This is a genomic window from Brevibacterium permense (assembly GCF_013280495.1).
Classification (GTDB): Bacteria; Actinomycetota; Actinomycetes; order Actinomycetales; family Brevibacteriaceae; genus Brevibacterium; species Brevibacterium permense.
Genome location: NZ_JABSSX010000003.1, coordinates 96,801 through 110,248, shown reverse-complemented (window position 1 = coordinate 110,248; position 13,448 = coordinate 96,801). Strand labels below are relative to the sequence as shown.

Genomic DNA, 13,448 nt, shown 5'->3' with positions numbered 1-13,448 from the left:
GGTTGGAGCGCCGTCGGCGGTAAAGCCGACGATGCATCCGGCTATCTTGTAAGCGTGACCTTCGGCCATGGAACGCCAGCGGTCAGCGGTCAATGAGGGCGCGGGAAAAGCCGAGGATTCGACCTCGATACGGCACCCCTCCCCGACAGGGCGGCCGAGATCAACAACAGACGTGTGGCTAGCGAAGTTGCTCGGATAAGTAGGCCTCTGCGATGCTCAGGTGTCCCTGGCTGCCGATTGAGTTCTTCGCCTTCTGCGTGTATGCATGATTGGCGAGGGGAACTTTCACGGTCCTGACGTCGACTCCGCGGCTTCGGGCCGATTCGGCCCATTCGAGCTGGTCTGATGGGGTGATGACGTCATCGCGCATCGCAGTCATCATGAGCACCGGCGGTGCGGGTGCTTTCAGATGCGTGACGGAATCGGCCGCTGAGTAGCGTTCCGGATATTCCTCTGGTGTGCCACCTGTGTAGCTGGTCGCGAACAGGCGCGTGCCGGATCCCGCACCGGGCCCGGTGGATGCGTTCTCATAGAGGCCCGTCACGTCGAACGCGGGGTAGTCGGCAATGACCGCTGCCGGAACCGGAACCGTCCCACCGCAGGACGATTCGGCCTCGCCTTGAGCTGCGGCACCGGCGGTATTGGCGACCAAGTTGCTGCCCGAACTCTCGCCCCAGAATGCTAGACGATCGGTATCTGCACCGATCGTGTCTGCGTGGGTCTGAATCCAGCTTGCCGCGCAGGCGACCTGCGACGGTGCGCTCTGCCAGGTTGCGTTATCCAGGGTGGCGAGTTCGTATTCGACCGATACGACCAGGTAGCCGCGATCAGCGAGTTCGCGCAGCTCTGAACTCGCTGCGTCCGGTTCGCCTGCGATCCAACCGCCTCCGTGGACGTACATGATCGTCGGAGCTGAACCCTTCGCTCTCTCAGGTTCGTAGATCGATACGGAGAGGTCATCGCCTGAGCTGGATTTGTCGTACACTTCCTTGCGATCAGGCGATGCCGAGTCGATCGCCGAGAGCCCGAACGTCGCAGTGAACAAGTTCACCGAACCACCGGCCGAGGTGATGGCAACGAGGAGCACAATGACGACCGCCAGATTCGCGATCGTGCCCACCACTCCGAATCCTGTCATTGCAGCTCCGGTCCATCGACGGCCTCGGCGCAGCCAAACGATTCCGAACCCGAGCACAATCGCTCCGATCACAGTCACTATCGGCGCAATCGTCGGCGCAAACCGAGCCGCAGCGGAACTGACTGGGCCAAGCCCGGGAATGAGCGATGCCAGGCCGATGACCGTAGCGATCGCACCGAGCACGAGCGCGAGGATGAGGACCGTTGCCCGAACTGTCTTGGCGACGCGCAGTTGCGCCGAAGAGCGTGACGAACTCTTGCAGGCTGTCATCTTCGGTCCTCGCCTTCCGACCTTTCGGGTTGAGATTCCCTCTGCAGCAGAGCTCATGGTGGCGGTCACCTGCAGAGGTCAGGGGTCACTCTATCTCAGACAAGGATCTCACCGGACCTCACATTGACGAAGGGTCGTGAACGAATCGTTCGAAACGAACGGCGACGGTTCAGGTCGGTGGCCGGCGAGGGCGCATCTCATCGAGAACCCGGTTTGCCAGGAGTCCTGCCGAAGTCGCGCGCTGCAAGAGTGCCGCTGTGATGGCTCGGTCTGCAGCCTGCATCCGGTCAGCGGGATCGCCGACGGCAGAGACGGTCGGCATGAGTCCGTACCTGCGCGAATTGAGTTTTTGTGAGCGGGACGGTGGCGTCGGCTACCCGTTCGGGGGCGGTCAGATCACTGTGCACGGACAGTCCCGACGATCGCATCCGGATTGCGAACAGACGAACTGACGGCCTTCGCGGGTCGAGGGAACCGCCTCGGCGCTATCCTCGGTCACGGCTGATCGAGCAGCGCAATGCCGAAACCGCCGACGACGGCCCGAACTTCGTCAAGGTAGCGTTGCGCCTGTTCGGTCAGAGGGATCCCCGAATGATCGATCCAGCCGATCTCGATGCGTTCCTCAACCTCGAGTGGAATCGCGACGATGGCCGGATCGAGATCGTCGCTGATGATGCCCGTCGAGATGGTGTAGCCGTCGAGTCCGATCATCAGGTTGAAGATGGTCGCACGGTCAGAGACCCGAATCTCCTGCTTGCTCGACAGGGTGGAGAGAATCTCCTCGGCAAAGGAGAACGAGTTGTTCGCCCCCTGGTCGAAAGTGAGCCGAGGCAGGGCGGCGAGATCGTCAAGGGTGACGCGGCGGTGGGAGGCAAGTGGGTTCGTACGAGAGATGAAGATGTGCGGGGAGGCGAGGAAGAGCGGGTGGAACGCGAGCCCGGAATCTCGCAGCAGTTTGTCGATGACCTTCCTGTTGAAGTCGTTGCGGTAGAGGATGCCGAGCTCACTGCGGAGCGTGCGAACGTCTTCGATGATGTCCCAGGTACGCGTCTCTCGCAGTGAGAACTCGTACTCGGCGGCATCGCTGGACTTGACCATCCGAACGAAAGCATCGACGACGAACGAGTAGTGCTGCGCCGAGACTCCGAGCAGACGCCGTGACGGTGGGCGCCCTAAGTAGTGCTGTTCGAGCAGTTCCACCTGTTCGGCGACCTGCCGGGCATAGCCGAGGAACTCCACACCGTCGTCAGTCAAAGTCACCCCGCGGGCGGATCGGATGAGCAGAGCGCGATCCACACGAGTCTCCAGGTCCTTCATCGCGGCAGACATGGTCGGCTGGGAGACATAGAGAAGATCGGCGGCGGCGGTGATCGACCCCTCCGAGGCGACCTCGATGAAGTACTGGAGTTGCAGCAGCGTGATGTTCTTCAGGCCTCGAGACATAGTCCAAGACTATAGGAATCCATAGTTCCCCCGAGTTACCTGATGACCGCCGGGGACGGGCAGGATGGATCACAGACATGCAAGCGACCGCAACCGGCCGAACACCCACCGAATTGGACGTCCATGACACCTGAGTTCTCATTCAGCATCACCACGACTCGATTCGACGAGGACTACTCGCCATCGGAGAGCACCCGAGCGACGACGAACTTCGCCAACCTCGCCAGGGGCGAGAACCGTCGGCAGAACCTCCGCACTGCTCTGAGCATCATCAATCGCCGCTTCAACGAACTCGCGTCCTGGGACAATCCCGACCGGGATCGCTATGACCTCGAACTCGACATCGTCTCCGGAGGACTTCACTTCACCACTGGCGGCCGGGAACAGGAGTTCCCCCTGCTCGAAGTCCTGGATATCCAGATCATCGACAGACTGACCGGAAAACATCACCCCGGGATCGTGGGAAACAACTTCTCGTCCTTCGTCCGCGATTTCGATTTCAGTGTGCGGCTGCCGGCTGTCAATGAGGCCGCAACCGAGTTCACAGTCCCCGATGACTTCGGTGATCTGCATGGCAAACTGTTCCAACACTTCCTCGATTCTGCTGCCTATCGGAAACGATTCCACACGGCACCCGTGATCTGCATCAGCGTTTCCACGAGCAAGTCGTACCGTCGGACCGAGAATCACCACCCGATTCTCGGGTTCGAATACCAGCAGGACGACTACTCGCTGACAGATGACTACTTCGCGAAGATGGGACTCCAGGTGAGGTACTTCATGCCACCGGGCAGCGTCGCACCGCTGGCCTTCTACCATCGCGGCGACCTCCTCGGCGACTATTCCGATCTGGCGCTCATCGGCACGATCAGCACGATGGAGACTTTCCAGAAGATCTATCGGCCCGAGATCTACAACGCGAATACCGCCGCCGGAGAGGTCTACCGGCCGACGCTGGACCGGCACGACTTCTCGGAGATGCCTGTCTCATATGATCGCGTCGAGCGCAACCAGCTCGGCATCAGACAGGGGAAGTTCACGGAGGAGCTCTTCGTCAACCCGCACCGAGAGATTCTCGAGCAGTGGGCTTCCGACCGGCCCGTCCCAGTCGCATGACTTCAGGAGAAGAAACGATGACTCAGCCGCTGTTGCCCACCTCAATCGTCGGCAGCCTGCCGAAGCCGTCCTGGCTCGCGCAGCCCGAAACTCTCTGGTCCCCTTGGAACCTCCAGGGCGATGCCTTGGCCGAGGGCAGGCACGATGCTCTGCGCATCTCGACTCATGAGCAGACCAACCGCGGCATCGACATCGTCAGCGACGGAGAGCAGACCCGCCAACATTTCGTGACGACGTTCATCGAGCATCTCAGCGGAGTCGATTTCGAGAAGCGCAAGACGGTTCGGATCCGCGATCGCTACGACGCAAGCGTACCCACAGTCGTCAGCGCCGTGAGCCGTGAGAAACCGGTCTTCGTCGACGATGCGAAGTTTCTCCGCCAGCAGACCGATCAACCGATCAAGTGGGCGCTGCCGGGGCCGATGACGATGATCGACACACTCTATGACGACCACTACAAGAGCCGCGAGAAGCTGGCCTGGGAATTCGCCACGGTCCTCAATCAGGAGGCTAAGGATCTGGAGGCGGCGGGGGTGGACATCATCCAGTTCGACGAGCCCGCATTCAATGTCTTTTTCGAGGAGATGAAGGACTGGGGAGTCGCCGCGCTCGAACGGGCAGCGGAAGGTCTGCGGTCCGAGACCGCAGTGCATATCTGCTATGGCTATGGGATCAAGGCGAACAACGACTGGAAAACGACCCTCGGGTCCGAGTGGCGCCAGTACGAGGAATCGTTCCCGCTCCTGCAGCGCTCGAGCCTCGACATCGTCTCGCTCGAATGCCACAACTCCCATGTCCCGATGGACCTCATCGAACTGATCCGCGGCAAGAAGGTCATGCTCGGCGCCATCGACGTGGCAAATGACACCATCGAGACACCGGAGGAGGTCGCCGCCACTTTGCGCAAGGCACTGAAGTTCGCCGACGCGGACAAGCTCATTCCGAGCACGAACTGCGGCATGGCCCCCTTCGCGCGCGACGTCGCCCTCGCGAAGATGAGCGCCTTGAGTGCGGGAACAGCGATCGTCCGCGAGGAGCTGGTTTCGTCAGGGGGCTGACCGCGGCCGCACTCCATCCCGCACATGTCCCGGGCCGTCGGGCCTCTGGGCAATGATTCGGGCGTTCTGAGCCCGGGAAGCACAGTGACAGCTCGAGCTGTCGTTGCCACAGTGCACCAGCCTCTGCCGCAGAGGCCGGGCAGGACGGAGAGCGCCCACCTATCAGCGCTTGCCTCAGACGTTGAAGCGGAACCTTCGGCAGAGGCTGCGCCCTTGGTCAGGGTCACAGCATTTCTAGTGGTCGCGGTCCGCTCGGGGGCGGGAACGCACGGTCCAGAGCATCCAGGTCTTCGCGGGTCAGCTCCACGTCCAGTGCTGTGGCGTTGTCTCGCACGTGCTGCGGGCTGCTAGCTTTGGGGATCGTGCAGAGCGAGTCGCGGCGCAGCACCCAGGCGATGGCGGCCGCCGCGGCGCTGACGCTGTGACGCGCCGCGACGTCGTTCAGCGTCGTGTCGTCAAGGATGCGGCCCTGCTCGATCGGCGAATACGCCATGACCGGCAGCTGGTGGTTAGCGCACCACGGCAGGAGGTCGTACTCCGGTCCTCGCCGCGACAGGTTGTACAGCACCTGATCGGTGGCCAGCCCGCTGCTGCCCGGCACGTCCTGCAGGTCGGCGAGGGCCCGGTGGTCGAAGTTGCTGACGCCCCAGTATCGGATTTTCCCGTCCTCGACGAGCTGTTGGAAGGCCGCGACGGTGTCCTGCAGCGGGTACCTGCCCTGCCAGTGCAGCAGGTAGAGGTCGATCCGATCGGTGCCCAGGCGTTTCAGGCTGCGTTCGCAGGCCGCGATCGTGCCGGAACGGGAGGCGTGGGACGGAAGGACCTTGCTGACCACGAATGCCTCGTCGCGGCGACCCGCCAATGCTTCACCGACCACCTCCTCCGCGCCGCCGTCGGCGTACATCTCGGCGGTGTCGACCAGCGTCATGCCCAGCTCGAGGCCGGCGTGCAGCGCGGCGACCTCGTCGCCGCGGCGGCCGGGGTCCTCACCCCAGCCCCAGGTGCCCTGGCCCAGCACAGGGATGGACTCCCCGCTCGGCAGCGTTATCCGTCGCATCCGCGATCACTTCCTTCTGGTTGTCCTGAGGTGGGACGTGGGCTGAGATCCTCGAAGGGCCAGCGCGTCCGCGACCGGTGCTGGCTTACTGCGTGGGTCATCGGTCGAGTTGGAAGACGGCCCGGACGCAGCCGTGCTGCTTGTTCTTGGTACCGAGGTGCCGGGTGTCGAGCTGCTAGTCAGCCCCGCCTGCGCCATGTGGCGTACCGGGCTGCTCACGAGCAGTTTCCGGCGTCGGTGGACTAAACAATACTCCCACGGCGGAACAGAGGGAAGAGATCATCGGGTGAGCGGCTGGTGGCCAGGTTCCCGTTTCGGGCCGCCTCGTGGTCCACCACATTCGCGCCGGTGTTGCGCAGGTCGGTGCGGATGCTGGGGAATGAGGTCAGGGTCCAGCCGGTCACGAGACGTCATGGCCCTGCCCGGACTGCCCCACCACCCCGCCTTACGCCCCCGCTCGCCAGTACTGGCCGCGGCCCCGCGCGATACTCGGCGGGCCGCAGACCTCGTTCTTGCTGCCCGCGCCAACCGAACCCGGCGGCTACCTGCGCGTCACGGCTCTGGGCATGCCTCAAGACGCTCCCCGCCACCTTAGCCTGGTCGTCGTGCTCTCCCCCTGCGAGGACCTACACGGGCTAGCCTACCGCGAGCTCGAGGTTCTTCGCCTGCTGATCGCCTGTCGAGAGGCATCGAACATTTCACAGGACACGCGGCGAACTCTTCGCCGAACCGGATGATCAGCGGGGTCTGCGAAGAATAGTCCTCGCCTGCTGACGGGTACCGTCGTCGCCGGTCAGTGCATCTGGGACGGCTCCAGGTCGATGCGCACCTCGACCAGCTTGTAACCGTAGTACTCGTCGGCGGGGTTCCTGTTGCGATTGCCCAGCTCCTCATTGCGAGCCATGTTCTTCTCCTCTCCGCCGTGCTACAGAAGTGCTACCAGACGGCGTGTCGCTACGTGATTCTGTAGCACGAGTTAGGCCTCTGAACTGGGGTTTAGACATTGAAGCGGAACTCGACCACGTTCGGTAGCCGAATAACCTTTGACGTAGATTGACTCCATGAGTGCTGAGCCTCGGCGGGCCTCCGTCTACCTGCGGATCTCTCAGGATCGCGAGAACCGTCGCCTGGGTGTGGACCGCCACAGGGAGGACGCCGAGGCGCTCATCAAGGCTAGAGGATGGACTCCAGCAGGGGTCTACGAGGACAACGACATCTCCGGCAGTGGAGTTCTCCGATGGCGCCATCGCCCCGCCCTACTGGGCGAGGACCTGACCGTGGGGCCCTTACACGACCGCGGCGGGCACGCGCCTGCCGGCCGCGCGGTGGGCAATCGCGGCGGCGCCGGCCGGTACCAGCGGCGGCCCGAACGGCCCGGACGGCTTCCGGATCACCGCGCGGCGCCCGCCCCCGCCACCACGAGGTCGATGAGCCTGCGGAGCACAACATCGACGTCCTCGCCGTCGATGCGCCCCTGCCGGGAGCGGTTGAGCTCGGCCAGCACCCCGGCGACGATGAGCCGGGCGCCGGTTGCCGCAGCCGCACCGGGCTCCTCGCCGGCAGTGCCTGTCGCACCGTCCCGCGCCGCTCCGATCGCACCGGAAGCGTCGGCCCGGCCGTCCTGCAGGCGCGCGGCGATCTGCTCTTCGAGACGATCGACGTGGTCGAGGACCCGCCGGCGATGCGGCATGTCCGCACCGAAGAGGATCTCGCGGGCGACCCACGTCGCAAGCTCAGACCAGCGCCGCATCGCGGTGACGAGCGGCGAGATCAGCTCCGCGATCCGGTCCGCGGTCTCCCCGCCCGCCGTCGCGGCGCCGGGCGCGACGAACGCAGAGAGCGAAGGGGTGGTCGTCGCGCGCTCGTGGGCTCCCCAGAGCGCATCGACGACCATCATGAGCAGCTCGACCTTCGTCGCCGCGTACTGGAAGACAGTGCCCTCGGCCACATCCGCCGCGCGCGCGACCTCGCTCATCGAGGTCCGCTCGAAACCGCGCTCCTCGAACAGTGCGCGCGCCGCGGCGAGGATGCGGGCGCGCTTCTCCGCCTTCGCCCGCTCGCGCCTGCCCAGCGTCGCCGAGGGCGCCAGCTCCGTGTCATCCCGAGTTTCCATGCGGCCATTGTAGTCGACTCAATTCTGAGTACACTCAATATTGAGGCCGGGTGATCGGCATCCGGCACGCGACGGGAAGGATGGATCATGCAGCACACGGCAGGTAACTACGAGGCGTTCGCGCGTCCCCGCCCCGCACAGCACGCGCAGGAGACGAAGGCCTACATCGTCGGCAGCGGGCTGGCCGGGCTCGCGGCGGCCGTCTTCCTCATCCGCGACGCCGGGGTCCCCGGCGCCAACGTCACGATCCTCGAGAAGGGCGAGATCGCCGGCGGTGCGCTCGACGGCCTCGACGTCCCGGAGAAGGGCTTCGTCATCCGCGGCGGCCGGGAGCTGGAGAACCACATGGAGTGCCTGTGGGACATGATGCGCTCCATCCCCTCCCTGGAGCTCGAGGACGCCTCCGTGCTCGACGAGTTCTACTGGCTCAACAAGGACGACCCCAACTACTCGCTGCGCCGCGCCACCGTGCGCCGGGGTGAGGACGCCGGCCACGAGGGCCGCTTCGACCTGCCGAAGCGGGCGCAGAAGGACCTGTTAAAGATCTTCCTCGCCGAGCGTGCGGAGATGGAGGGCAAGCGCATCGACGAGGTGATGGGCCGCGAGTTCCTCGACTCGCCGTTCTGGATGTACTGGCGGACGATGTTCGCCTTCGAGGAGTGGCACTCCGCGCTCGAGTTCAAGCTCTACCTCCACCGCTTCATCCACCACATCGGCGGGCTGCCCGACTTCACGGCACTGAAGTTCACGAAGTACAACCAGTACGAGTCCTTCGTCCTGCCGCTCATGCACTACCTCAGCGAGCACGGCGTCGTCTTCCGCTCCGGCACCGAGGTCCTCGATGCGGACTTCGCCCACCGCAACGGCGAGATCCGCGCCACCGCGATCCGCTGCCGCCGCGACGGCACCGAGGAGACCATCGAGCTCGGCGAGCACGACCTCGCGCTCATGACGATCGGCTCGCTCGTGGACAACTCCGATGACGGCGACCACCACACGCCCGCAGCCCTCAACGAGGGCCCGGCCCCGGCCTGGGACCTGTGGAAGCGCATCGCGAAGAAGGACCCGGCGTTCGGGCGCCCGGAGGTCTTCTGCTCCTCGATCGAGGAGACGAAGTGGGAATCGGCCACCGTCACGACGCTCGATGAGCGCATCCCGGCCTACATCGAGCGCATCGCCCAGCGCGATCCGTTCAGCGGCCGCGTGGTCACCGGCGGCATCGTCACCGCCGAGGACTCCGCCTGGCTGCTGAGCTGGACGGTCAACCGCCAGCCGCACTTCAAGAAGCAGCCGAAGGACCAGATCGTTGTCTGGGTCTACGGGCTGTTCGTCGACGTCGACGGCGACTACGTGAAGAAGCCCCTGGCGCAGTGCACCGGCGAGGAGATCACCCAGGAGTGGCTCTACCACCTCGGCGTGCCCGTCGAGGAGATCCCCGAGCTCGCGGCGACCGGCGCCCGGTGCGTGCCGGTCATGATGCCCTATGTGACGAGCTTCTTCATGCCCCGCCGCGCGGGTGACCGGCCGCAGGTCGTGCCGGAGGGGGCGGCGAACTTCGCGTTCCTCGGGCAGTTCGCGGAGACCGGCCGCGACACGATCTTCACGACCGAATACTCGGTGCGCACCGGCATGGAGGCCGCCTACGAACTCCTCGACGTTGAGCGTGGCGTGCCGGAGACCTGGGGCTCCACGTACGATGTGCGCGATCTGCTCGAGGCCTCGGCGCGCATGCGCGACGGCAAGAAGGTGGAGATGCCCGGCCCGGCCGCTCTGCGCGGCTACCTGCGCGGCAGGCTCGAGCACGGGGAGATCGGCCAGCTCCTCGAGGAGCACGGTCTCATCTGAGCCCCGCCCACCGCGGGTGCGCCTGGGGCCCGGCCCCGAGGCGCGCCTAGGCTGTTCCCATGTCGCCCACCGCTCCCCTCGGCTCCGAATCCCGCCTGCCCGCCGCCTAGCGGCCCTGGCGCCGGCCCTCGCCGCTGGCCGGTGCGCGGCCCACGCCGGCCCAGCTCGCCGCGGCGGCGGGCGGCCCGGCTCGCGACGACGTACTGCCGCTGCCCGGCGATGCCGAGGCCGCGGGCCTGGTGCGCCTGCTCATCGTGGGCATCAACCCGAGCCCGTGGACGACCACGGTCAACGCCCCCTTCGCGCGCCCGGGCAACCGCTTCTGGCCCTCGCTCGCCGTGGCCGGCATCCTCCCCCGCACCGTCGATGCCTCGCGGGGGCTGAGCCCGGACGACGAGCGCCTGCTGGCCGAGCGCGGGATCGGGATAGCCAACCTTGTGGGGCGGACCACGGCGCGCGCCGCCCAGCTGACCCGCGCAGAGCTGCGCGCGGGCGGGCGGCGCCTGATCCGGCGCGCCGCGGTGCTGCGGCCCTGCGCCGTCGCGGTGGTGGGCATCACCGCATTCCGTCAGGCCTTCGACCGTCCCGATGCGGTGCTCGGGGTGCAGCCGGTGGCCGATGAGTCCGGGGCGCCGTGGGTGCCGGGGTGGCCGGACGGGGTGGCCCTGTGGGCGCTGCCCAACCCCAGCGGGCTCAACGCCCATGAGACCGCCGCGACGCTGGCGCAGAAGTGGCGGGAGGTGTGGGCGGCCACCGGCGCCCCGCCTGCCTCCCTGCGGGGCTGAACCGCCGCGCTCAGGCCAGCGGAGCCTCGGGCTCGGGGGCCTGCTCGGCGCACGCCGCTGTTCCGAGCGCCCGGCCCAGGCCCTGCGGATCCGCGCAGCCGGCCAGTCTGCGGTCGAGCAGATCGGGCCACCAGCGCTCGAGCCCACGTTGAAGCGCCGCGCGGCGCTCGAGCAGGGCCGCTCGCTGCTGGAGCTCGCACTGCCCGGCGAGCGTGTCGAAGAGCTCCCGCAGCCGCCGCTGGATCTGGACGCTGCCGGTGCCGTACTGGCGGATCTCGTCGGTGGCCGCGGCCACGTAGTCGGCCCAGCTGCGCGGCCGGGATCGTTGACCGCGGGCGAGAGCGCCTTGAGCGCGATGTCGACCATGGCGCGGATCGCGCCGAAGTGCCCGCTGGCGGGCGAGAGCGCTTCGCCGAACGCCAGCGCCGATTCGAGCGCGCGGCGCTGGGCTCGGCCCACCGGTGCCGGTGGCGGTGCCGGTGGCGAGCTCCGCGGCGCGGGTGTGGAAGCGGGCCGGTTCGTAGCGGGTGGAATCGCGGCCCTCGGCGGCGAGGTGGCGCAGCAGCGCGCCGGGGTTGAGCAGCCGGCACACGCGCACGGCGACCGTGATGAACATGACGCCGCAGCCCACGGTGATGGCCACCGCCGCGACGGTCGAGGCCCAGGGGCGGTAGGCGTCCCCGCCCACCGCCATCGAGAGCGCGATGAGGAGCGCATGGGCGAACGTGCCCACGAAGCAGCCCAGCCCCCACTGGATGACGCGATCGGCCGAGAAGACCGGCGAGATGCGCACGGACAGGGCGGTGACGCTCAGACTCATGGCGGCCGTCAGCGCGCTGAAGACGAGGCTGGCCAAGGTGACCACGGCCCCGGAGATGATGCCCAGCAGCGAGCCCACGGCCCCGCGTCGAGCTACGGGTAGTGCAGCGGCGGCGCGAGCGCGCGGTCGAGGGCAGGCAGCACGGCGCCGAGGGCGAGGGCGAGCAGGAAGAGGCGCAGGGGGATGCCCCACATCGTGGGCACGCGGACGTGGCGGAACATGGCCGCTCATTCGCGGCGGTCGGCTGCGGTCTCCCGACGGGCCTGGCCCGCCTCGGAATGGCCGTCCCTCAGCGTTGCACCCACACGGACCTCCTCGCGACCGGGCCGCCCGGCGGCGCGCCCGCCGCACCCGTGGCGCGGCAGGTCGAGCCTACCGAGCGCGGCCCACCTCCACCACAGAGCGGGCGGGACTCAGCCCTGCGGGTCGTCGTAGAAGCCGCCGCCCGCGCCGGCGCCCATGCGGCCGCGGTCGATGTAGTGCTCCTTGAGCCAGGCGGCGAGGCGCTGGCTGTGGTCATCGCCGCTCGAGAGGATGTTGTAGGCGGTGCCGAGGCCCACGACGTCGTAGATCTGGAACGGTCCCATGGGCGCGCCCGTGGCGATCCGCCAAACGTTGTCGACGTCCTCTGGCTGTGCGTAGCCGCCCGCCGCCAGGTCGAGGGCCGCATTGAGGAAGGGCACGAGCAGCGAGTTGAGCACGTAGCCGGGGCGCTCTTTGAGCACGGGGATGGGCACCATGCCGATGGCGCGGGCGAACTCCACGACCGTGTCGAAGACCGCGGGGCTCGTCTCCGCTGTGCCCATGACCTCGGCGGTGTTGAACTTCCAGATCTGGTTGGCGAAGTGCAGGGCGAGGAAGCGGTCGGGCCGCCCAGTGAAGTCCTTCATGTCGCTGGGCAGCAGGGTCGAGGAGTTCGTCGCGAAGATCGTGTGCTCGGGGGCGAGCGCCGCGAGCTTCTCGTAAGTCTCGCTCTTGATGTCGAGGCGCTCCGGGACGGCCTCGATGATGAGATCGGCATTCCCCGCGGCCTGCGCGAGGTCCGTCGTCATCGCCAGGCGCTCGAGCGCTGCCTGCGTGCTGGCCTCGGTGGCGCCCTCGACCTCGGCCCGGTAGGCGGTGACGAGCGCGTCCACGCGCTTGCGGCCGGCGCTAAGGGCCTCGTCGCCGATGTCGTAGACGGTGACGTCGAAGCCGGAGTAAGCGGTCTGGTAGGCGATCTGGGCCCCGAGCACTCCGGCGCCTAGCACGGTGACGCGGGCGATGTCGCTCATGGTGTTCCTCCTCGATGGGCCGCCGGGGCGGCAGCCGCGCAACCTGCGCGACTATTTTTGAGTGTACTCATTTTTCCGCGCTCGGCAAGGGCGGGGCCCGGCGCCCGCTCCCCTCGCGTCCCGGGCTACTTCCGCAGCGCGCGGCGCACGAGCGCGGCGGCGAACCGCGCCCGGTCGGCGGGCGCGACCAGCCCGGCCAGCGCCTCGGGCTCGGCTGGCAGCCCCGCCCGGCGCGCGCCCTCGAGCGCCTTGGCATCGAAGACCGGCGGGAGGGACCAGATCCCCTGGAGCTCGCGCAGGAAGATCTGCGCTCCGGCGGGCCCGATGCCGGGAAAGGCGCGCAGCAGGCGGCTCAGGGCCGCGGGCTCCGCGTGCCCCGCTGCACGCAGCCGGCGCAGGTCACCGCCGTAGTCCGCGAGCAGCTGCTCGGGCATGCGGCCCAGGCAGGTCGCAGTGCTCTCGTCGTAGCGGCGGTAGCCGGCGCGGCCCAGCACGGCGACGCGCTGGCGGTGCGTCGAGGCGCGCATGT

The 13,448-nt window shown here is 67.2% G+C and carries 11 protein-coding genes and 2 pseudogenes; 4 read left to right on the top strand and 9 right to left on the bottom strand.

Annotated elements, in window-relative coordinates; translation table 11 throughout:
* Window positions 1-178: 178 nt before the first annotated feature.
* Entirely contained in the window at window positions 179-1,138 is a 960-nt protein-coding gene (locus HK353_RS05455; protein ID WP_173153530.1) for an alpha/beta hydrolase, read from the bottom strand.
* Window positions 1,139-1,903: 765 nt separating this feature from the next.
* Complete coding sequence (locus tag HK353_RS05450) at window positions 1,904-2,851, bottom strand: LysR family transcriptional regulator (protein WP_173153527.1); 948 nt, start codon at window positions 2,849-2,851, stop codon at window positions 1,904-1,906.
* Window positions 2,852-2,974: 123 nt separating this feature from the next.
* On the opposite strand from HK353_RS05450, the gene HK353_RS05445 reads away from it, so the two are divergent.
* Both HK353_RS05445 and HK353_RS05440 read left to right on the top strand, forming a co-directional pair.
* Window positions 2,975-3,967, top strand: a complete 993-nt coding sequence (locus HK353_RS05445; protein ID WP_173153524.1) for a putative oxygenase MesX — start codon at window positions 2,975-2,977, stop codon at window positions 3,965-3,967.
* A gap of 17 nt (window positions 3,968-3,984) precedes the next feature.
* On the top strand, window positions 3,985-5,025 hold the full coding sequence (locus tag HK353_RS05440; protein WP_173153521.1) for a methionine synthase: 1,041 nt from the start codon (window positions 3,985-3,987) through the stop codon (window positions 5,023-5,025).
* Between the two features lie 223 nt (window positions 5,026-5,248).
* On the opposite strand, the gene HK353_RS05435 is transcribed toward HK353_RS05440, so the two are convergent.
* The 3 genes from HK353_RS05435 to HK353_RS05425 all read right to left on the bottom strand — a co-directional run bounded on the left by HK353_RS05435 (window position 5,249) and on the right by HK353_RS05425 (window position 8,195).
* Window positions 5,249-6,082: an aldo/keto reductase gene (locus HK353_RS05435; RefSeq protein ID WP_173153518.1), complete on the bottom strand. Its 834-nt coding sequence runs from the start codon at window positions 6,080-6,082 to the stop codon at window positions 5,249-5,251.
* 242 nt (window positions 6,083-6,324) lie between these two features.
* A complete protein-coding gene (locus HK353_RS05430; protein ID WP_173153515.1) occupies window positions 6,325-6,486 on the bottom strand; it encodes a DJ-1/PfpI family protein in 162 nt (53 codons plus the stop codon).
* Window positions 6,487-7,472: 986 nt separating this feature from the next.
* On the bottom strand, window positions 7,473-8,195 hold the full coding sequence (locus HK353_RS05425) for a TetR/AcrR family transcriptional regulator (RefSeq protein WP_173153512.1): 723 nt from the start codon (window positions 8,193-8,195) through the stop codon (window positions 7,473-7,475).
* Between the two features lie 87 nt (window positions 8,196-8,282).
* Here HK353_RS05425 and HK353_RS05420 point away from each other — a divergent pair, with 87 nt between their 5' ends.
* Together HK353_RS05420 and HK353_RS05415 are read left to right on the top strand one after the other, a co-directional pair.
* Window positions 8,283-10,040: an oleate hydratase gene (locus HK353_RS05420; RefSeq protein WP_173153509.1), complete on the top strand. Its 1,758-nt coding sequence runs from the start codon at window positions 8,283-8,285 to the stop codon at window positions 10,038-10,040.
* A gap of 239 nt (window positions 10,041-10,279) precedes the next feature.
* On the top strand, window positions 10,280-10,825 hold the full coding sequence (locus HK353_RS05415) for a mismatch-specific DNA-glycosylase (RefSeq protein ID WP_342589824.1): 546 nt from the start codon (window positions 10,280-10,282) through the stop codon (window positions 10,823-10,825).
* 369 nt (window positions 10,826-11,194) lie between these two features.
* Here HK353_RS05415 and HK353_RS17550 read toward each other — a convergent pair.
* The 4 genes and pseudogenes from HK353_RS17550 to HK353_RS05400 form a co-directional block, all read right to left on the bottom strand.
* Window positions 11,195-11,284: pseudogene (locus tag HK353_RS17550) on the bottom strand (hypothetical protein); the annotation flags it as partial.
* 112 nt (window positions 11,285-11,396) lie between these two features.
* Window positions 11,397-11,876: pseudogene (locus HK353_RS17545) on the bottom strand (DUF2254 family protein); the annotation flags it as partial.
* A gap of 182 nt (window positions 11,877-12,058) precedes the next feature.
* Window positions 12,059-12,919, bottom strand: coding sequence for a 3-hydroxyacyl-CoA dehydrogenase (locus HK353_RS05405; RefSeq protein ID WP_173153503.1), 861 nt, complete (start codon window positions 12,917-12,919; stop codon window positions 12,059-12,061).
* Between the two features lie 125 nt (window positions 12,920-13,044).
* On the bottom strand, window positions 13,045-13,446 hold the full coding sequence (locus HK353_RS05400) for a hypothetical protein (protein ID WP_173153500.1): 402 nt from the start codon (window positions 13,444-13,446) through the stop codon (window positions 13,045-13,047).
* Window positions 13,447-13,448: the final 2 nt, after the last annotated feature.